Origin of the sequence: Agrobacterium vaccinii (assembly GCF_021310995.1) — a bacterium.
GTDB lineage: Bacteria > Pseudomonadota > Alphaproteobacteria > Rhizobiales > Rhizobiaceae > Agrobacterium > Agrobacterium vaccinii.
Map to the genome: position 1 here is coordinate 778937 of NZ_CP054151.1, position 19220 is coordinate 798156.

The 19220-nt window shown below is 58.1% G+C and carries 20 protein-coding genes; 10 read left to right on the forward strand and 10 right to left on the reverse strand.

Annotation, left to right across the window (positions count from 1 at the left end):
* Positions 1–33: 33 nt before the first annotated feature.
* The 3 genes from HRR99_RS18670 to HRR99_RS18680 form a co-directional block, all read right to left on the reverse strand.
* A complete protein-coding gene (locus HRR99_RS18670) occupies positions 34–963 on the reverse strand; it encodes a prephenate/arogenate dehydrogenase family protein (protein WP_233124317.1) in 930 nt (309 codons plus the stop codon).
* The gene (gene hisC, locus HRR99_RS18675; RefSeq protein ID WP_233124319.1) at positions 960–2069 is read right to left on the reverse strand and encodes a histidinol-phosphate transaminase; all 1110 of its coding nucleotides are present in this window, start codon (positions 2067–2069) and stop codon (positions 960–962) included. The genes HRR99_RS18670 and hisC overlap by 4 nt, the downstream gene beginning before the upstream one ends.
* Before the next feature lie 81 nt (positions 2070–2150).
* The gene (locus HRR99_RS18680; protein ID WP_111838826.1) at positions 2151–2912 is read right to left on the reverse strand and encodes a class I SAM-dependent methyltransferase; all 762 of its coding nucleotides are present in this window, start codon (positions 2910–2912) and stop codon (positions 2151–2153) included.
* Between the two features lie 95 nt (positions 2913–3007).
* On the opposite strand from HRR99_RS18680, the gene gloB reads away from it, so the two are divergent.
* Entirely contained in the window at positions 3008–3778 is a 771-nt protein-coding gene (gloB, locus tag HRR99_RS18685) for a hydroxyacylglutathione hydrolase (protein WP_233124321.1), read from the forward strand.
* 29 nt (positions 3779–3807) lie between these two features.
* Positions 3808–4212: a cupin domain-containing protein gene (locus HRR99_RS18690; RefSeq protein ID WP_277877936.1), complete on the forward strand. Its 405-nt coding sequence runs from the start codon at positions 3808–3810 to the stop codon at positions 4210–4212.
* A 3-nt stretch (positions 4213–4215) separates the two neighbouring features.
* Here HRR99_RS18690 and HRR99_RS18695 read toward each other — a convergent pair whose 3' ends face one another.
* Positions 4216–4989, reverse strand: coding sequence for a DUF3108 domain-containing protein (locus HRR99_RS18695; protein ID WP_111838823.1), 774 nt, complete (start codon positions 4987–4989; stop codon positions 4216–4218).
* A 251-nt stretch (positions 4990–5240) separates the two neighbouring features.
* Between HRR99_RS18695 and rpmB the strand changes: the two genes are divergently transcribed.
* The 8 genes from rpmB to HRR99_RS18735 all read left to right on the forward strand — a co-directional run bounded on the left by rpmB (position 5241) and on the right by HRR99_RS18735 (position 11201).
* On the forward strand, positions 5241–5537 hold the full coding sequence (gene rpmB / locus HRR99_RS18700) for a 50S ribosomal protein L28 (RefSeq protein WP_111838822.1): 297 nt from the start codon (positions 5241–5243) through the stop codon (positions 5535–5537).
* Between the two features lie 110 nt (positions 5538–5647).
* Positions 5648–6283 carry a queuosine precursor transporter gene (locus tag HRR99_RS18705; RefSeq protein ID WP_233124324.1) on the forward strand — a complete coding sequence of 212 codons (636 nt, stop codon included), beginning with the start codon at positions 5648–5650 and terminating at the stop codon, positions 6281–6283.
* 188 nt (positions 6284–6471) lie between these two features.
* Positions 6472–6906 carry a helix-turn-helix domain-containing protein gene (locus HRR99_RS18710; RefSeq protein WP_112498096.1) on the forward strand — a complete coding sequence of 145 codons (435 nt, stop codon included), beginning with the start codon at positions 6472–6474 and terminating at the stop codon, positions 6904–6906.
* Positions 6907–6911: 5 nt separating this feature from the next.
* Positions 6912–8729: a hypothetical protein gene (locus tag HRR99_RS18715; protein WP_233124325.1), complete on the forward strand. Its 1818-nt coding sequence runs from the start codon at positions 6912–6914 to the stop codon at positions 8727–8729.
* 14 nt (positions 8730–8743) lie between these two features.
* A complete protein-coding gene (locus HRR99_RS18720) occupies positions 8744–8968 on the forward strand; it encodes a hypothetical protein (protein WP_233124327.1) in 225 nt (74 codons plus the stop codon).
* Between the two features lie 2 nt (positions 8969–8970).
* Positions 8971–10149: a YcaO-like family protein gene (locus tag HRR99_RS18725; RefSeq protein ID WP_233124329.1), complete on the forward strand. Its 1179-nt coding sequence runs from the start codon at positions 8971–8973 to the stop codon at positions 10147–10149.
* A complete protein-coding gene (locus HRR99_RS18730; RefSeq protein WP_233124331.1) occupies positions 10149–10838 on the forward strand; it encodes a TfuA-like protein in 690 nt (229 codons plus the stop codon). The genes HRR99_RS18725 and HRR99_RS18730 overlap by 1 nt, the downstream gene beginning before the upstream one ends.
* 126 nt (positions 10839–10964) lie before the next feature.
* Positions 10965–11201 (forward strand): hypothetical protein, encoded by a 237-nt coding sequence (locus HRR99_RS18735; protein ID WP_233124332.1) that lies wholly within the window; start codon positions 10965–10967, stop codon positions 11199–11201.
* Between the two features lie 61 nt (positions 11202–11262).
* Here the strand turns inward: HRR99_RS18735 and mmsB are convergent, their stop codons facing one another.
* The 6 genes from mmsB to HRR99_RS18765 all read right to left on the reverse strand — a co-directional run bounded on the left by mmsB (position 11263) and on the right by HRR99_RS18765 (position 19079).
* A complete protein-coding gene (gene mmsB / locus HRR99_RS18740) occupies positions 11263–12165 on the reverse strand; it encodes a 3-hydroxyisobutyrate dehydrogenase (RefSeq protein WP_233124334.1) in 903 nt (300 codons plus the stop codon).
* A gap of 7 nt (positions 12166–12172) precedes the next feature.
* Positions 12173–13387, reverse strand: a complete 1215-nt coding sequence (locus HRR99_RS18745; RefSeq protein WP_233124336.1) for a dihydrolipoamide acetyltransferase family protein — start codon at positions 13385–13387, stop codon at positions 12173–12175.
* 2 nt (positions 13388–13389) lie between these two features.
* The gene (locus tag HRR99_RS18750; protein WP_233124337.1) at positions 13390–14403 is read right to left on the reverse strand and encodes an alpha-ketoacid dehydrogenase subunit beta; all 1014 of its coding nucleotides are present in this window, start codon (positions 14401–14403) and stop codon (positions 13390–13392) included.
* 1 nt (position 14404) lies between these two features.
* The gene (locus tag HRR99_RS18755) at positions 14405–15637 is read right to left on the reverse strand and encodes a 3-methyl-2-oxobutanoate dehydrogenase (2-methylpropanoyl-transferring) subunit alpha (RefSeq protein WP_233124339.1); all 1233 of its coding nucleotides are present in this window, start codon (positions 15635–15637) and stop codon (positions 14405–14407) included.
* A gap of 51 nt (positions 15638–15688) precedes the next feature.
* Positions 15689–16816, reverse strand: coding sequence for an acyl-CoA dehydrogenase family protein (locus HRR99_RS18760; RefSeq protein ID WP_233124341.1), 1128 nt, complete (start codon positions 16814–16816; stop codon positions 15689–15691).
* A gap of 226 nt (positions 16817–17042) precedes the next feature.
* The gene (locus tag HRR99_RS18765; protein ID WP_233124342.1) at positions 17043–19079 is read right to left on the reverse strand and encodes an NADH:flavin oxidoreductase; all 2037 of its coding nucleotides are present in this window, start codon (positions 19077–19079) and stop codon (positions 17043–17045) included.
* Positions 19080–19220 lie beyond the last annotated feature (141 nt).

Consider the following 19220-nt stretch of genomic DNA (forward strand, 5'->3'; position numbering starts at 1 on the left):
GCCAGGTGATGGCTTCGGTCTTTCATGATGTCTTTACTTCTTCTGGTCCATCGCGTGGCGTCCGAAGTCAGGCGCATCGACGTCCTGCCCGGCCTGCACGATGGAGCGGCGGATGGTGCGGGTTCGGCTGAAAAGCTCGAACAGTTTTTCACCTTCACCCCAGCGTATCGCACGCTGGAGGTACGCCAAATCCTCGGAAAAACGGGCCAGCATTTCCAGAATGGCGTCCTTGTTGTGCAGGCAGATATCTCGCCACATGGTCGGATCGGATGCGGCCAATCGGGTGAAATCACGGAAGCCTGAGGCAGAATATTTAATGACTTCCGATTCCGTTACCGTGCCAAGATCATCGGCCGTGCCGACGATGTTGTAGGCAATGATATGTGGCAGATGCGAAACGATAGCCAGGACCTTGTCATGGTGCTCCGGCTCCATTTCATCGACACGCGAACCAAGCTTTTCCCAAAACGCTTTGAGCTTGCTGAGCGCTACCGCATCGGTTCCCGGCAGCGGCGTAAAGATGCACCAACGGTCATGAAACAGACCTTCAAATCCGGCATCCGGGCCAGATTTTTCCGTACCCGCCAGCGGGTGCCCGGGAATGAAATGAACGTTGTCGGGCATATGCGGGGCCATCTGGGAAATGACCGACGCCTTGGTGGAACCCACATCCGTTACGATGGCCCCGGCCTTCAGGTGCGCAGCGATCTGCTGCGCAACGGCTTCGGACGCGCCCACAGGCACCGAGACGATCACCAGATCGGCGTCCTTGACCGCATCTGCGGCAGAAATCGTGTAGGATGTTCCCAGTTCCAGCTCTTCTGCGCGCTTGAGCGTGTCTTTACTGCGCGTGGAAATCACCACTTCGCGGGCAAGACCAAGCTCGCGAATATCACGGGCAATGGAAGACCCGATCAGGCCGATACCGATCAGGGCTATGCGGTCAAACAGGATGTCGCTCATTTCGCCTGCCCCATAAACTCTGTCAGGGCCGCGATAACGCCGAGATTGGCTTCTTCCGATCCCACCGTCATGCGCAGGGCATTGGCGAACCCATAGCCACGAACGGCGCGCAGGATGTAGCCCCGCCGCGTCAGGAACTCATCGGCATCGGCGGCACGCTTGCCATCTGCATCGGGGAAGTGGATGAGAACGAAATTGGCAACCGACGGCGTTACTTCAAGACAAAGCTGGCTGAAAGCCTGCGTCAGTTTTTCCATCCATTCGAGATTGTGCGTGACGGCCTGCTGCATGAAGGCCTGATCGCGGATGGCGGCAGCACCGGCGGCAATGGCAGGCGCGTTCATGTTGAACGGCCCGCGCACCCGGTTCAGGGCATCGATCACGGCAGCGGGGCCGTACATCCAGCCGACACGCAGCGCGGCCAAACCATAAACCTTGGAGAAGGTGCGGGTCATGACGACATTGCTGTTGCCGGAAACAAGCTCAAGCCCGGCCTCGTAATCGTTCTTGCGCACATATTCCGCGTAGGCAGCATCCAGCACCAACACCACATGCTTCGGCAGGCTGCTTTGGAGGCGCCGAATTTCTGAGACAGGGACATAGGTGCCGGTCGGATTGCCGGGGTTGGCGATGAAGACCATCTTGGTTTTTGGTGTAACGGCAGCGAGGATCGCATCGACATCGACAGTGCAATCTTTTTCCTTCACGGTGACAGGAACGGCACCTGCGCCCATGATCTGAATTCTGTAGACCAGAAATCCATGCTCGGTAATGATCGCCTCGTCACCCGTACCAAGGTAGACATGGCACAGCAGACCCAGCAACTCGTCGGAGCCGTTTCCGCACATGATATTGGCGGGGTTCAGTCCATGCACATCGGCAATCGCCTGACGCAAGGCCATCGCCTGCCCGTCTGGGTAAATCTGCAAATTCTCTGCCGCCGCCTTGAATGCCTCGATGGCTTTCGGGCTTGCGCCGAGCGGTGTCTCGTTGGAGGAGAGCTTATAAACCTTCGCAACGCCGTCGGCATGTTCCTTGCCGGGAACATAGGCAGCGATATCCAGAATACCCGGACGTGGAACAGGTTGGTTAAGCTCTGCACTCATTTCATCGACCTTTGAAAAGCGCCGGGTAACCGGCAAGACAATGCCGCAGGCATTAGACCGGAACAGGCGGTTTGTCGAGGGTCAGCTTGGCTTTCGCGGTGGTGGCGACGTCCGGGTCGTCGGCATGCCCTGCGGCGCAAGGACGGGGACGAAAACCCGCCGTGAAGCCCGCTGGCTGACAGGCAGACCCTGATAAAGCCGCTTCTGTGCCTCCACGATGATGACACCGGAAAAAACCGGCCAGAGCTTGCGCCCGGTGCTTTCCAGATACCGCCGGAACCGCAGGATGGAGCGAACCTTCGTTGGTGGAAAAAACAAGGCTTCTGCCGTTGCTCCCGGCGTGAAATTCGTTTCGCGCAGAAGCGCCGTCAATTGTCCGCGCGAATAGGGGCGACCGGAGCCGAAGGGTGTGTGCTCCACACGCGCCCAGACGCCGCGACGGTTCGGCACCACGATCACTAGCCTGCCGCCGGGCGCCAGAACGCGCCAGAGTTCTTTCAGCGTTTCGCGCGGATTCTCCGCAAATTCCAGCGAATGCACCATAAGAACGCGGTCTATCGACGAATCCGGCAACGGTAATTCCTCGTCGAAAACAAGTGCTGTCGATGACAATTCACCCGCTGGCCAGTTCACCGCCCCCTGCCCAGGTGGCATGAAGGCAAATGTCCGTTCCGTATCGTGGCGAAAGCGGTCGAGGAACGGAACCGCATAGCCGACACCCACCAGCCGTTCATCCGGCAAAGGCGGCCACAGCGTTGATAGCGCCATGGTGATGGCCTGCTCGGCAGACCGCCCGAGCGGTGAATGGTAGAATTCGCGCAGATCGACAATATCGGTGTTCATCGTCAGAATGTAGCAGTCCCCGGTTGGACTTCAAGGCATGGTAGCCTACATTGGAAAACCAGAAGGTGTGCACGCCGAAAAGATGGAGAGAAAAGATGAAGCCGTTGGAAATAGAGGTCTTTCTGTGCCGTAGCGATAATTTCGGGGTTCTGTTGCATGACAGCGAGACCGGCGCCACCGTTTCGATCGATGCGCCGGAAGAAGCGCCCATCATCGATGCCCTCAACCGGCGCGGATGGACGCTCACCGATATCTTCACAACTCACCATCATCAGGACCATGTCGAGGCCAATCTGGCGCTCAAGGAAAAATACGGCTGCGAGATTCGCGGGCCCAACGATGAAGCCATCGCCATTCCCGGACTGGACCGCTCTGCTGCCGATGGGGACGAGTTCGAGTTCGCCGGTCATCGCGTTCAGGTCATATCGACGCCCGGTCACACGGCTGGACACATCTGCTACTATTTTCCAGATGACGCCCTGCTCTTTGCCGCCGACACGCTGTTTGCCATGGGTTGCGGACGGCTGTTCGAACGCCCGGCTGCTGATATGTGGCACTCCTTCCAGAAATTGATGGCCCTGCCAGATAATGTCACAGTCTATTTCGGACATGAATACACGCTGTCCAACGCCCGTTTCGCCGTAACGGTCGATCCGCAGAACGCGACCCTAGCGCAACGCGCGAGCGAAGTTGAGGCGCTGCGCAACGATGGAAAATTCACCATTCCGACCACGATTGGTGCGGAGAAGCAGACCAACCCCTATATGCGGGTTGCCGATGAAGCCCTTCGCGCACATCTCGGCATGAAGGACGCCAGTGACGCGGATGTGTTTGCGGAGATCAGAACACGCAAGGACAACTTTTAACGGCCGACAGCGCAGTCTCGGCAGCAGCCATCATCAGCGAATTGCAACTTGAGCCGCACCCGGAGGGCGGCTTTTATCGTCAGACATTCAAAGACGGTGATGCAAGCGAGCGCGGCGCCTCCACCGCTATCTACTACCTCCTGGAAAAAGGCCAACGCTCGCATTGGCACCGCGTGACGGATGCTTCCGAGGTCTGGCATTATTATTCGGGCTCACCGCTGCTGCTGCATCTGAGCTTGGACGGCAAGGGTATCGAAACCATTCGGCTCGGGCCATCGGTTCTGGGCGGCGAGAGACCGCAGGCCATTGTTCCCGTCAATGGTTGGCAATCAGCAGAAAGCCTTGGCGAGTTTACGCTCGTCGGCTGCACGGTATCGCCCGGCTTTACCTTCGAAAGCTTCGTCATGGCGGAACCCGGCTGGGCGCCGGGTTGAACCTTAGCCGCCGTATTTGGTTGCAGTAATGTAAACCTGCCCGACCTTGGTGGGTATACGCGCATAGACCGGTGCGTATACGTCCATGTTGCTTGCCTTGGCAAACCAGATTTCCATGGAAATGGACTTCAGATACTCGATGTCCTTGCGTCCCTTGCGAAAACCGGATTTGGGAACGTAACGGGCATTGCAGACGATTGCATCGCCGCTGAAGCCATTGGTCGCAAAAGGTTTGGTGCCGCCCGAGCTCAGGACGAGATCCAATCGCGACTCACCGTCATAGATCGGCAGGCGACCGGGGCAAATGCGACCTCCCACGGGGAAAATCAGTCCCGATATAGGGTCGAGCACCGAACGGAGGTCTCGGTCCTTCACATCGACCCAGTTGTCCGGCCGCGCCTTGGGCTCCGGCTTGACCGTCGTGGAGGTCACATTGCCATTGCGGTACTGCACATCATAGGTGCGCGTGCGCTTGCCGTCCTTGTAGACCAGCGAATATTCATTCGCCTGCATCCGGTTTCCGCGCTTGGCGCCGGAAACGACGGTGCGCCCGGAAATGTCTTTCAAAACGCTGGCAATGCCTGCCGAACTGAACGAGCCGGAAATGGAATAGGTCGAGCCATCCATACGCGTCGAGAAATTGGCCCTTGCAATGGGCAAGACGCCCAGAGCGATGCTGTATTCGCTGTCGTGCTTCGTTTCTGCGGCTTTGGCTGGCGAGAGACTCACCAGTGCAACGGCTGCGGCTGCGAAAACCCTTTGTGCATGGACATTCATTCAGGTAATACCTCGACGAGCCGGAAAGTCGCGCTCTATGGCGATGATATACGCGCAGTTATGGCAATAAAAAAGCAGAGTCGCGTGGAAATGCGGTGAAATCGCTCACAAAAAAGAGCGAGCGGCTTGACTGGAAGTTCGTGCCTGACTATAGAACCGCAACTTTCCAATCATTGCCAGTTGGATTGCTTACCGGAGTTTGCCGGATAGCAGCCCGTTGGTGAAACAGACGATAACAAATAGGTGTACCCATGTCCCGTGTATGCGAATTGACCGGCAAGGGCGTCCAGACGGGCAATAACGTCAGCCACGCCAACAACAGAACCAAGCGTCGGTTCCTTCCGAACCTCTGCCAGGTTACGTTGATTTCTGATTCTCTCGGTCAGCGCTTCCGTTTGCGCGTTTCCGCAGCTGCCCTGCGCTCTGTTGAGCACCGCGGCGGTCTGGATGCGTTCCTTCTGAAGGCTAGCGAAGACGATCTCTCGATGCGCGCCCGTCTGCTGCGTCGTCAGATCGCGAAGAAGACTGTCGAAGCTGCTGCTGCTTAATAGCGGTTTCAACATCACAGACCCTCGAAAGGCTTGACTGGCTTATGCCGCTCAAGCCTTTTGTTCGTTTCATATTGGCTCCAACTGGTGGCATCACCCAGGATAAAAAAATGCCCTACCTGCGCTCTACCATCATCTATGTTCTGCTGATGACACTGATTGTCGTCGCATCGAACATTCTCGTTCAGTATCCGCTCTCCGGCACACTCTTCGGCATCAACCTAGCCGATCTGCTGACCTGGGGTGCATTCACCTACCCCATCGCGTTTCTGATAACCGATCTCACCAATCGCCAGTTTGGGCCTTCCGTCGCACGGCGCGTCGTTCTGGCCGGGTTTGTCGTTGGCGTCACCCTGTCCTTCTGGACATCGATCCCGCGCATCGCAATCGCATCTGGTACGGCATATCTCATTGGTCAGTTGCTGGATATTTCGGTCTTCAATCGACTGCGTCGCCAAAGCTGGTGGCGCGCGCCGCTGGCCGGGTCCATGCTGGGCTCGGTGCTGGATACCGCTTTGTTCTTCTCGATTGCCTTTGCCGCCTCCTTCGCCTTCGTCGGACCCAATGATGCGTTCGCGATCGAGCAGGCGCCCGTTCTCGGCATCCTCGGCTATGAAGCGCCGCGTTGGGTCTCATGGGCACTGGGTGATCTCTCAGTAAAGGTGTCTGTAGGTATCATCATGCTGCTGCCTTACGGAGCCCTGATGAATACGCTCAAGCCCATGCCGCCTGCCAGAACACAGTGAGAAAGGGCCGCCGATGGCGGCCTGTCTCTCAGCATACCGGGCCTTGCCAATCAGTCTGGCCCGTAATCTTCCAGTTCATACACCACCTGCATGCAACACATGCCGGATTTACGCTGTGCGCCCGTTGCGATCAGGTGAAGTTTCCGGCACTCTCATCAAAAGTATTACGATTTGGAGTTCTACATCCCATGAAAAAGTCCCCGAACGCAACCGACATACATGTAGGATCGCGTATTCGCCTGCGTCGCGTCATGCTCGGTCTGAGCCAGGAAAAGCTGGGCGATGGGCTCGGCATCACCTTCCAGCAGGTTCAGAAATACGAAAAAGGCACGAACCGCGTTGGCGCCAGTCGCTTGCAGCATATTTCCGAATTGCTGGACGTGCACATTTCCTACTTTTTCGAGGGCGCAGCGGAAACAACCGAAGACCGTGCTCTGGCCGCTCCAAGCCTGTTGTCACAGTTCATGAATTCCAAGGAAGGCGTGTCCCTTGCCAAGGCTTTCTGTGGCATCGAAGACAGCCGCGTGCGTCGCCGCGTCCTTGAACTCGTTCAGTCGCTCAGCACCTCCAGTACGGCTGAAACGCAAAAGACGACAGAGACGTCTGCCACAACAGCACACTGAGCGAGATGGTCTTCAGACTTGCGACATTAGGCCGGTGCAATCTGGAAGATGAGGTTGGCGACGTCATCAACGTTCCGGCTCAATCTCTTCTTCTGGCTGCCTATCTGTTCGACATGGACAGACCGGTCCAGCGTCGCGATGTCGCCAACCTCCTGTGGCCCGGCAATACGGAGATTGCGTCGACCAATCTGCGCTCGACGCTGCGGCGGTTTACGCTTGCGACGGCGCAGGCGCCCGCGCCCCTCATGACCATTGATGCCACCAGCATCACGCTGAACCGCTCAGTCGTCACATGCGATTTCGACATTCTCGCCCTGCACACCCCGCTTGAGCGCCTGCGGGCGGCATGCAGTGCGGTGGCCATGCAGTTCCTCCCGACCTGTGGCGATGGAAAGACGGCATTCGATACTTGGGTGCGCGACGTCAGGCTGCGGCTGGTCGGCATCTTGCGAAGCCAGTTCATGGACGTGCTTTCCTCCCGCGAACTGCAATCCCAGGGCAATGCTGATTTGAAACGCGCCGCCGTTCTTCTTTTGGAAGCAGACCCGCACGATCACGAGGTACGACGGCATCTGGCGGCGGGGCTTACTTTTGAGAAGGCTCCACTAGTAGCCGCGTTTCCCGCCACGCAATCAGATAGCGCGCCCCAAAGGCCGCTCGCCCTACCGGAAAAATCGTCAGCGCATCCTCGCATCGCCCTTCTGCCACCACTAACCTCGAAGGAAGCAAACCGTGACGGCTCGATTGCCAATGCCCTGATCGAAGATTTGACGATTGGTCTTTGCAGCAGCCGCACCTTGTCCGTCGTAGCGCCTTATACTGCGGAACGTATTCAGGCCTCGAAAGACAAGGCCGCTGTGCTGGAGAAGCACAACGTCGTCTATGCTCTCGATAGCCGCAGAACCGACACCCATCTTTTCCTGCAACTGATTTTCACGCCTACCGAGGAAATCATCTGGGCGGAACGGTTCGAATTGTCGCCCATATCGGTCGCTGCACAACGTGTTGAAATCGGGACTGCCGTACAGGGGGCCCTGATGTCGCGGATCGGCCTGCACCAGAGCGCCGTCGGCGACTTTTCCAGCAGGCCGGAAGCCTATTTCCTCTACCTCAAAGGCCTGCAATCCCTCTCCAGCATCAGCCTGCCATCAATCCGGCGCGCCCGGAAATATTTCAAGGAAGCGCTGGAGCACGGGACGAATTTCGCCGAAGCGCAGGCAGGGATGTCCCGCACGCTCAGCATGGAATGGATATTGACGGCGCGTGGTGACGACGATCTTCTTGCCAAGGCAGAGGGATTCGCAAGCGACGCCATCAAACACAGTGAGGTCTCGGCCAGCGGCTTCAAGGAACTGGGCGTCAGCCGCCTGTTCATGGGCAGGATCGATGAGAGCCTTGACGCGTTGTCGCAAGCGGAAAACCTCAGTCCGCAATATGCGGATGTGTTGTGCAGCCACGCCGACAGCCTTATTCACAGCAGCGATCCGGCCAGCGCCATGATCAAAATCCGACAGGCAATCTCCCTCAACCCCATCGTGCCGGACATGTATCTCTGGACCGCCGCCGGTGCCAGCTACTTCCTGCATCAATATCAACAGGCTTTGGATTACATCGGCCAGATGAGCAACAAGCGCCCGGCGGCACGCCTGGCTGCGGCCTGTTGCGGCATGATGGGGGATATTGACAAGGCGCGCGCATTGCGTGTAAAAGTATTTGAAGACAACCCAAGTTTCGATTTGGAGCGTTGGTTGGCTGTCATTCCTCACAAGGAGCCATGGCAGACCGAAATGTATCGCGAAGGCCTGAAGAGGGCCGGTTTTTAGTCAGGATCTTCCCCATGTCACAAGCAGTCATTCTTGGAATTAGCGGCGAAAAAGGCCTCTGGCTCGCCGATATGCGATCCAAAACCATCACAGCAATCGAAGAACCGCTTTCCGACGAACTGGCGAAGGCCGTTTCCTTGCGCGCATCCGGCGTCACACCGACGAAGGGTGTCGACTTCGCAATTGCCGTTTCCGCAACACAGGTCGGTGCTGGCAGTGTTCACGAAGGTGCCCACTGATCTTGCAGCTCGATAATTATCGAGCCTGTTCTCCCGGCGAAACCCTGACAAGGGTTTCGCCTTTTCTCGCCCGTCTCGGCATCACCAGACTGGCGCGGCAGACGGGACTGGATGACATCGGCATCGCCGTGTGGTGTGCCTTTGCACCCAATGCCAAAGCTATCGTTATCGCTCAAGGCAAGGGCATCGATGACGAAGCCGCCAGAACATCCGCAGCCATGGAAGCGATAGAACGCTCCATAGCCACAAACCCGACCTGTCATCACCGGATCGCCACCCGCCAGACAGTCGAGGATGCGGGAGACGCTGTCGACACGCTCACTATTCTTCTTTCCCCCCACGCACCACCCATCACAACCACCGAACATATTGACTGGGTTCGTGCAGGGAACCTGTTGACGGGCGAACCGATCTGGCTCCCCTACGACGCCGTTCACTTGGATCGCACTCTCGCATCGCCGCGTTACTGGCAGTCTTCCGATGGCCTCGCCTCTGGCAATACCCGCGACGAAGCGCTTCTTCATGCGGTGCTGGAGCGGGTGGAGCGCGACGCGCTTACATTGTGGCAGATGACCCCTGTCGCGAAGCGCTACAGGGCGGCAATCGATACGGCTTCAATCAGCCAACCTGCGCTTCAAAATGCCTTGGGCCTGGTTGCGCAAGCGGGCCTTGAGATCGCACTGTTCGACATTACGACCGATCTAGCGATACCATGCGTCGTCGCGCTTCTCGGACCCCAAGACCGAAAGATGGCCAGCACTGTTCGACATGTGGACCTGACCTATGGGGCGGGAGCGGCAACGACACCGGCAGTGGCGGCCATGCGGGCGATAACCGAGGCCGCTCAATCGCGCATGACGTTCATCGCAGGCGCGCGCGACGACCTTTTGCCCGACATTTTTTCGCAATCTGTCGATACCTCCATGCTGCAAGCCATGGATGTGCAGCCTTCCAAATCGCTTGGTGACCTCCCGACCCTCGATGCCGCATCCACAGAGCACTCGCTTGAAACCGTTCTCGACCGCCTGCAAACTGCCGGGATCGACAAGCTTTATGCGGTTGATCTGGCCCCGGAATGGCTCCCCGCTGCTGTCGTGAAAGTCTTTGCGCCCCAACTCGAAAACCCTGATGGCGAGCGCCACAGGCGCTTTGGTCCGCGCGCGCTTTCGAGGGCATTGTGATGAAGGTCGTCTTCGTCGGTCCAAGCCTGCCAAACGCATATGACGTAGCGGCTGAAGGCATCGATATCCGTCCGCCTGCTTGTCAAGGCGATGTTATGCAAGCCGTGGCGGACGGGGCAACAGCGATAGGACTAATCGACGGCCAGTTCGCGACCGCAGCGCCCGTCTGGCATAAGGAGCTGCTGTTTGCCCTCTCAAAGGATATTCCCGTCTATGGCGCAGCCAGCATGGGCGCGTTGCGGGCGGCAGAATGCGCCGCCTATGGCATGACCGGCATCGGCAGAATATTCGAGGACTATGCCTCCGGCGCGCGGGTCGATGACGCCGATGTGGCATTGATCTACGGCCCCGCCGAACTCGGCTACCCGCCCCTCAGCATTCCCCTGGTGAACGCCGAGGCAACCATTGCCAACATCGCCCAGCTTGGTCTGATGGAGGAGGCCCACTGCGACAAACTTCGCAGCGCAGCCAGCCAACTCTTCTTCAAACGCCGAAAATGGAAAACAATCGCTGAGCTGGCAGGTGTCGAGTTCGAGATGCTTACGCGAGCGCTCAAACTCGGTTTGGTCGATCAGAAGAAACTCGACGCCATAGCTCTGCTTAAAGCGTTCAGCGCCAATTTGCCGAAATGCCAACCATCAGACTGGCAGTTTCAGGCAACGCCGCTGTTTCGCAGCATGTATATGTGATTTTCGTATAAGCTGAATATTCAAAACTCAAAATCAAGTAATACGTGTGCAACGGTTTTGCAACGCGCACGATGGCTCGTCTCTTACTATTGTGAATCACCGCAACCCTTCCAGATGAGCCTTATGATGACATCCTTCAAAACTGACGCAGAAACAAATGAACGCCAGGAAGATTTTCTCACCCTCATCAACATGCTGACCTATGCTGAAGGCATGGCTGAAACATTGGGTGCGCCTTCCGCCAGCTGGTACATCGATGTCGCCAAGCAAGCCTTGCAATCGGCCTTGCAGAGTGAAATCGAAATCGACATGACCAACGCCGACATCGTCAATCTCGCATCCGTGCGCGCTGGCCACTGCTGATCCACATACGATTTAAACAATTTCCAACGCCAGGATGGGAGCCTCTCTCATCCTGGCGTCTTCACGTTTCACTGCGGATCATCTCAATGATGGCCGAAAAGTCTTTTGCCGTTCCTCCCGCATCACTAAAGCGCTGATAGAGCGCAGCAGCCTCGTGACCAAGCTGGGTCTTGGCGCCGGTCAACGCGGCGGCGTCTTGCGAGAGCATCAGGTCTTTCAACATCAGGGCCGTGGCAAAGCCGGGCTGGTAATCGCGATTTGCCGGGGATGCGGGAACCGGACCCGGCACAGGACAGTAGGTCGTCAACGACCAGCACTGGCCCGACGACACCGAAGCGACATCGTACAAAGATTGCTGGGAGAGGCCGAGCTTTTCTACCAGCACGAAGGCTTCCGAGACCGCAATCATGGAGATGCCGAGGATCATATTGTTGCAAATCTTCGCCGCCTGCCCCATCGCGGCACCGCCGCAGTGAATGATCTTCTGGCCCATTGGACGTAAAATCGGCTCAGCCGCCGTAAATGCCTCGCTTTCTCCGCCGACCATAAAGGTCAAGGTCCCCGCCATCGCCCCGGATGTCCCGCCCGAAACCGGCGCATCGAGAGACGGGCATCCGCGTGCTTTCGCCATCCCATGCACGTGACGGGCGCTCTCGATATCGATGGTGGAGCAGTCTATCAAAAGCGTTCCCTCTGATACCGCCGTCATCAGATCGGTCCAGACCGAGATGACATGTTTGCCCGCAGGCAGCATGGTGATGACGACACCGCAGCCTTCGACAGCCTCAACTACGGAGCGACACGGCGTCACGCCCGCGCCCGTCGCGGCCTGAAGCAGGTCCGGCATTAGATCGAAGCCACGCACAACGTGGCCTGCCTTTACGAGATTTGCGGCCATGGGCCCGCCCATGTGGCCCAGCCCGATAAAGCCTATGGTCAGATGTTTGCTGTTGATGTCGTCCATGATCGCCTCAGCTTTCGATAAAGATCAGCGCCGGTGTTTCAAGAAACGCCTTGATCCGCTGGATGAACCGCGCCGCATCCCAGCCATCGACAATCCGATGATCGAAGCTGGAGGAGAGGTTCATCATTTTCCGTGGCACGAACTGGCTGCCGTCCCAGACAGGGCGCGTCGCGATCTTGTTCACACCGATGATCGCCACCTCCGGGTGATTGATGACGGGCGTGGAAGCGATCCCGCCCAGAGCGCCGAGCGAACTGATGGTGATGGTCGAACCGGATAGCTCGTCACGCTGGGCGCTGCCACCCCGCGCCGCATCGGCCACACGGGAAAGCTCAGTGGCGGCATCCCAAATGCTACGTCTCTCCGCATGCCGCACCACCGGCACGACCAGGCCCGAAGGCGTTTGTGTGGCAATGCCGACATGGACGGCAGCGTAACGGCTGATCGTTCCAGAGACATCATCGAATGTCGCATTCATTCCAGGCTGTTCGGCAATCGTCCTCACCAAGGCACGCATCAGAAACGGCAGGATCGTCAGCCTGGGCTGATCCTCTTTGCGACCCTCATTCATCTTGCCTCGTAGGCCCTCAAGGTCTGTCACATCCACCTCTTCGATGTAGGTGATGTGCGGAATCCGCGATACGGACAGCGCCATTTTCTCTGCGATCTTGCGCCTGAGACCGGCGATCTTGATTTCTTCAACCGCCGCCTTTTCGACAGAACCTGCGGGTTTGCCTGCGGCTGAGAAGGTATCAAGGTCCTCGTGCGTGATCTGTCCGGCAGAACCTGTGCCAGAGACTTGACGCAGGTCGATACCCGCCTCCATCGCGCGATGACGAACGGCGGGCGATGCCAATGGCTTGTCGGGCGTTAGCGTGTCATCTTTGGCAGTTGAAGGTGGCTCGGTTACCTCGACTTCCGGCTCTTCAGGGACAAGCTCATCCGCTGCCGGAGCTACCGCAACATCGGCTGCATCGCTCCCCTCCAGCGCGATCCGAACCAGCGGCGCCTTGACGGCAACGGTATTGCCCACCTCGACTGCCATCCACGTGACTGTGCCCGAGACTGGCGATGGTATTTCGATCGTCGCCTTGTCGGTCATGACGGCAGCTAGGATCATATCCTCACGCACGATGTCGCCGGGCTTCACATGCCATTCGACGACCTCTGCCTCGGCAACGCCTTCGCCGACATCCGGCATCGTCAGCACATAATCTGCCATGGTCACACCTCCATCAGTTCGGTCATTGCGCGCTCGACACGGGCGGGACCGGGGAAATAGTCCCACTCCTGCGCATGCGGATAGGGCGTGTCCCAACCGGCGACGCGGGTGATCGGGGCTTCGAGATGATAAAAGCAATGCTCCTGCACCAGCGAAACGACCTCCGCGCCAAAACCGGAAGTCAGCGTTGCCTCATGCACCATCAGGCAACGCCCCGTCTTGGAAACCGACTTTACGATGGTGTCCAGATCGAGTGGCAAGAGGCTGCGCAGGTCTATCACCTCGGCGTCGATACCCGTCTCTTCGGTAGCGGCCAGCGCGACATGCACCATGGTACCATAGGCAATGACGGTAACCGCTGCACCTGAGCGGCGGATGGCAGCCTTGCCTATGGGAATGGCGTAATGGTCTTCCGGCACCTCACCCAGAACGTGCTTCGACCACGGCGTCACCGGGCGATCATGGTGCCCGTCGAAGGGGCCGTTATAGAGCCGCTTCGGCTCAAGAAACATCACAGGATCAGGGTCTTCGATAGCGGAAATCAGCAGGCCCTTGGCATCATAGGGGTTGGACGGCACCACCACTTTCAGGCCGCAGACATGGGTAAACAGCGCCTCCGGGCTCTGGCTATGCGTCTGCCCGCCGAATATGCCACCGCCCGTCGGCATTCTGATCACGATGGGGCAGGTGAAATCGCCGTTGGAGCGGTAACGGATGCGCGCCGCCTCCTGCGTGATCTGATCGTAAGCCGGGTACATATAGTCCGCAAACTGGATTTCGATGCAGGGGCGCAGGCCATAGGCCGCCATGCCGATGGCTGTTCCGACAATGCCGGACTCGCTGATCGGCGCATCGAAGCAGCGTGTGCGTCCATATTTGGCCTGCAAACCCTGCGTCGCGCGAAACACGCCGCCGAAGTAACCCACATCCTCGCCGAACACGACGACATCCTCACTGCGTGCCATCGAGATATCCATGGCACTGCGGACCGCCTCGATCATCGTCATTCTGGCCATATCAATATCCTGCCTTTTCTCGCTGGCGGCGAATATGCGGCGGCATTTCTGCGTAGACACCTTCAAAGATGTCGCGAACCGAAGGCTTGCCGCCTGCCTGCAACGTGCCGTAGCTCTCAGCTTCGCGCTGCGCTTCGATCACCTCGTCCATGATCTCGGCCTGCGCCTGCTCATGGCGTTCGTCGGACCAGACCTCGCGAAGGATCAAGTGGTTTTTCAACCGCAAAACAGGGTCGCCAAGCGGCCATGCTTCCGACTCCGCCTTGGGGCGATAGGCGCTCGGATCATCCGACGTAGAATGGGCACCTGCCCGGTACGTGACATACTCGACGAGTGTCGGCCCGAGGTTGCGGCGGGCGCGTTCCACCGCCCATTGCCCAACGGCATGAACGGCCAGATAGTCGTTGCCATCGACACGAAGGGCCGGAATGCCGAAACCAAGCCCACGCGCGGCAAAAGTGCCGGACCCGCCACGCGCAATGCCCTGGAAGGTGGAAATGGCCCACTGATTGTTGACGATGTTGAGGACGATCGGTGCCATGTAGGTTGAGGCGAACACCAGTGCCGAATGAAAATCGGATTCGGCGGTTGCGCCATCACCGATCCATGCCGCAGCGATCTTCGTGTCGCCCTTGATGGCAGACGCCATCGCCCAGCCCACAGCCTGCACATATTGCGTGGCCAGATTGCCTGAAATGGTGAAGAAGCCATGCTCTCTAGACGATTGAAGCACCGGCATCTGCCGCCCGTGCAATGGGTCCATTTCGTTGGAGAAAATCTGGTTCATCATCGTAACGAGTGGATAATCGTCTGCAATCAACAGCCCGGCCTGTCGATAGGTCGGAAAATTCATGTCGCCCTTCGACAGCGCTTTGCGAAAAGCGCAACTGACCGCCTCTTCGCCGAGGTGCTGCATGTAGAACGAGGTTTTTCCCTGACGCTGCGCCATCATCATGCGTGCATCGAAGGCGCGCAGCCGCATCATGTTGCGAAGCCCGATCAGCAGTTCTTCGTCTGGCAGACTTCCCGCCCATGGTCCAACAGCCTCGCCATGCCGGTTGAGAACGCGGATGATGGAGTAAGCCAGATCGCGGATGGTTTCCGGTGCCGCATCCACATCCGGTCTGGGAACGGCACCCGCCGCCGGTATGTTGACGTTGGAAAAGTCCGGCTGTCCGCCGGGGCGCACGGCGGGCTCCGGCACATGCAGGCTCAAAGGCGTGGTTTCCGTCATCGTTATCCGCTCCTCCGCGAAAATACCGCCTCCTCAAGCGGCAGGTCTGTCTTACAAATTGCGCGCTATCACCATGCGCTGCACATCGCTCGTTCCTTCATAAATCTGGCAGATGCGGACATCCCGATAAATCCGCTCCACCGGATAATCGGCCATATAACCGTAGCCACCGTGTATCTGGATCGCGTCAGAGCAGACCCGCTCGGCCATTTCGGACGCGAAGAGCTTGGCCATCGATGCCTCGGTGAGGCACGGCTCTCCCGCTTCCTTTAGCGCCGCCGCATGCAGAACAAGCTGGCGCGCCGCCCCGATCTGGGTGGCCATATCGGCCAGCCGAAAGGCGACGGCCTGATGCTCACCGATTGGCTTTCCAAAAGCCGTGCGCTCGCTTGCATAGGTCTTCGCCGCATCGAACGCCGCCCTCGCCATGCCGACGGCCTGTGCGGCAATACCGATCCGGCCTCCTTCCAGATTGGCGAGTGCGATGCGATAACCCTCGCCCTCCTGCCCGAGCCTGAGATCGGCCGAGAGACGCATATCCGTGAACGCAATCTGGCAGGTGTCGGAGGAATGAAGGCCGAGCTTCTCCTCCACCCGGATGACATCGTAACCCGGCGTATCCGTGGGCACGATGAAGGCTGTGATGCCCTTCTTGCCAGCATCGGGGTCCGTTACCGCAAAGACGATGATGACATTGCCGTTCTTGCCGGAGGTGATGAATTGCTTGGTGCCGTCTATGATGTAGCTGTCGCCATCACGCCGCGCGTGGGTTTTGAGATTGGAGGCATCTGAACCGGCCTGCGGTTCGGTCAGCGCAAACCCGCCGATCCACTCGCCGCTGCTGAGTTTCGGCAGAAAGCGTTGCTTCTGCTCTTCAGTCCCGAATGTCAGGATCGGGACACAGCCGACGGAATTATGAACGCTCATGATGGTTGAACAGGCACCATCGCCAGCCGCGATTTCCTCGATCGCCAACGCATAGGCCACAGCGCCGGTATCGGAACCGCTATAGTCCTCGGGAACCAGCATGCCGAGAAAGCCGAGTTCGCCCATGGCGCTCAATTCTTCACGGGGAAAGCGGCTGCCTCGATCACGTTGCGCGGCACCAGGCAGCAGCTGCTCCTGCGCAAAAGCGCGCGCCATGTCCCTGATCTGCGTCTGCAAATCGCTCAGCAGCATCTCACCTCCAGACGGAAAGCGAAAATGCCGATATCAATGTTTGGTCCGTCACATGCAGTCACTTTCCACCTCCCTGGAAAGATCCCTGTTCTCCAGGCCCCCATCCTCCTCCAAGGGTGAGGACCTGGAGAACAGGCTATCACCGCACGCCGAATTAACAAGACGGAATGAACGCACCGGTGGTAAAGTAATGTTGTGTGCTCGAAGCGTTATCAGTGCTCTGCCGTCAAATATCCTTGGTCAGCCGCAGGGCGTCATAGATCGCCGCATGCGTGTTGCGGGCGGCGACCGCATCACCGATCCTGAACAATTGATAGGTTCCAGCAGGGTTTGTCTCGACAACTTGCGGCTGCCCCGACAGCAACTGATCGTAGTCGATCTCCCCGAGATTTTTAGACTGCGGCTTCAACTCGAAATAGAGATCATCCAGCGGAATGGTGCCGTGATTGACGACGATCTGGTCCACCATACGCTGTTTAGCGACGCCGCCATAATCGCTGCCGACATGGGCGATGATCTGATTGCCGCTCTTCTCCGCGGCCTGAAGACGGTAGGTGACCGTGAAGGTCACGTCCAGTTTCTGCAATGAGCGCATATAGGGAACGAGGTTCATGGCCATGACCTCCGGGGCAAACGAGCGGTCCGGCGTCATGATCTCGACCTTCGCACCGCTTCGGGCTATGAACTCCGCAGCCTGCAAGGCGGCGTGATCACCGGCATCATCGAAAATCAACACGTTGGTACCCGGCTTCACATCGCCCGATATGATGTCCCAGGACGACACGACCAGATCGTTGCCCTTGGACAGAACTTCCGTGTGCGGCAAACCGCCGGTTGCGATGATCACCACATCCGGTTCCTGCGCACCAATCATCTGAGCATCCGCCCAGCTGTCGAAATGGAAGGTGACGCCGAGTTTCTCGCACTGGCTCATGCGCCACTCGATGATGCTGATCATTTCACGTCGGCGCTCGGTTTGCGCAGTCAGGCGGATTTGCCCACCGGGTTTGTTCGCCGCCTCGAAAACCACGACGTCGTGGCCCCGCTCGCCAGCAACCCTCGCCGCCTCAAGACCCGCTGGGCCGGCACCGACGATCACCACCTTCTTGCGGATGTCCGCTTTGGGGATGGCATGCGGCATGGTTTCCTCACGACCGGTAGCGGCGTTGTGGATACAGAAGGCCATTCCCCCTTGATAGATGCGGTCGAGACAGTAATTGGCCCCGACGCAGGGGCGGATATCATCTTCCCGCTTTTCAGTAATCTTGCGAACAATATGCGGGTCCGTCATGTGGGCACGTGTCATCCCCACCATATCGACCTTCCCTGTTGCGATGGCGTGTCGCGCTGTTGCGACGTCGGGAATTTTTGCCGCATGGAATACCGGAAACTGGGTTGCAGCGCGGATTTCTCCGGCAAAATCCAAATGCGGAGAGTTGGCCATGCCTTGAATGGGAATGACATCTGTTAGTCCCGGGTCCGTATCGATATGACCACGAATGACGTTCAAATAATCGATCAGGCCGCTGTCGCGAAGGCGGCGGGATATTTCGATGCCATCGGCTTTGCCCGTTCCCCCATCCAGACATTCATCGGCGGTGTAACGCACGCCGAGAATGAAATCATTGCCGACCCGTTCGCGCATCGCTTTGAACACATCAAAACAGAAGCGCATGCGATTATCGAGAGAGCCGCCATAGGGGCCATCCAGCTCATTCGTCAGGGGCGACGTGAACTGGTCGATCAGGTGGCCGTAAGCCTCCAGCTCTACTCCGTCCATGCCACCCTCTTTCATCCGTTCGGCAGCGTCGGCGAAATCCTTGATGACACGCTCTATGTCCCAATCTTCCATTTTCTTAGGAAAGGCCCGATGCGCGGCTTCCCTTTGATGCGAAGGCGCGATGACTGGTAGCCAGTCGCCCTTGTCCCAGCGGGTGCGCCGACCCAAATGGGTCAGCTGGATCATGATCGCGGCACCCTCTTCATGCACGGCATCGGTCATTTGCCGGACCCAGGGAATGATCTCGTCTTTATAGGCGAGTAGATTGTTGAAGACAGGCGGGCTGTCGCGGGACACAGCCGCCGATCCCGCCGTCATGGTCAACGCGACCCCACCTCTCGCTCGCTCGACCGTATAGGCGCGATAGCGTTCCTTCGGCATACCATCTTCGGGATAAGCGGGCTCATGCGAGGTCACCATGATCCGGTTGCGAAGTGTCAGATGCTTGAGCTTGTAAGGCTGAAGAAGGGGATCGTTCGACATGCGACTGGCTCCGATTGAACGCTGCACATCGAGACGCTATCGATAAATGTACATAGGTGTCAATTAATAAAACATCGCAGAACTTGCAATGGACATAAATGTACATTTTGCTTGATGTGTGGGCAAAACTTCGTTAGCAAT

Coding starts and splice junctions, on each gene's coding strand:
- HRR99_RS18670 (WP_233124317.1), bottom strand. CDS start 963: ATGAGCGACATCCTGTTTGACCGCATAGCCCTGATCGGTATCGGCCTG.
- hisC (WP_233124319.1), bottom strand. CDS start 2,069: ATGAGTGCAGAGCTTAACCAACCTGTTCCACGTCCGGGTATTCTGGAT.
- HRR99_RS18680 (WP_111838826.1), bottom strand. CDS start 2,912: ATGAACACCGATATTGTCGATCTGCGCGAATTCTACCATTCACCGCTC.
- gloB (WP_233124321.1), top strand. CDS start 3,008: ATGAAGCCGTTGGAAATAGAGGTCTTTCTGTGCCGTAGCGATAATTTC.
- HRR99_RS18695 (WP_111838823.1), bottom strand. CDS start 4,989: ATGAATGTCCATGCACAAAGGGTTTTCGCAGCCGCAGCCGTTGCACTG.
- rpmB (WP_111838822.1), top strand. CDS start 5,241: ATGTCCCGTGTATGCGAATTGACCGGCAAGGGCGTCCAGACGGGCAAT.
- HRR99_RS18705 (WP_233124324.1), top strand. CDS start 5,648: ATGCCCTACCTGCGCTCTACCATCATCTATGTTCTGCTGATGACACTG.
- HRR99_RS18710 (WP_112498096.1), top strand. CDS start 6,472: ATGAAAAAGTCCCCGAACGCAACCGACATACATGTAGGATCGCGTATT.
- HRR99_RS18715 (WP_233124325.1), top strand. CDS start 6,912: ATGGTCTTCAGACTTGCGACATTAGGCCGGTGCAATCTGGAAGATGAG.
- HRR99_RS18720 (WP_233124327.1), top strand. CDS start 8,744: ATGTCACAAGCAGTCATTCTTGGAATTAGCGGCGAAAAAGGCCTCTGG.
- HRR99_RS18730 (WP_233124331.1), top strand. CDS start 10,149: ATGAAGGTCGTCTTCGTCGGTCCAAGCCTGCCAAACGCATATGACGTA.
- HRR99_RS18735 (WP_233124332.1), top strand. CDS start 10,965: ATGACATCCTTCAAAACTGACGCAGAAACAAATGAACGCCAGGAAGAT.
- mmsB (WP_233124334.1), bottom strand. CDS start 12,165: ATGGACGACATCAACAGCAAACATCTGACCATAGGCTTTATCGGGCTG.
- HRR99_RS18745 (WP_233124336.1), bottom strand. CDS start 13,387: ATGGCAGATTATGTGCTGACGATGCCGGATGTCGGCGAAGGCGTTGCC.
- HRR99_RS18750 (WP_233124337.1), bottom strand. CDS start 14,403: ATGGCCAGAATGACGATGATCGAGGCGGTCCGCAGTGCCATGGATATC.
- HRR99_RS18755 (WP_233124339.1), bottom strand. CDS start 15,637: ATGACGGAAACCACGCCTTTGAGCCTGCATGTGCCGGAGCCCGCCGTG.
- HRR99_RS18760 (WP_233124341.1), bottom strand. CDS start 16,816: ATGCTGCTGAGCGATTTGCAGACGCAGATCAGGGACATGGCGCGCGCT.
- HRR99_RS18765 (WP_233124342.1), bottom strand. CDS start 19,079: ATGTCGAACGATCCCCTTCTTCAGCCTTACAAGCTCAAGCATCTGACA.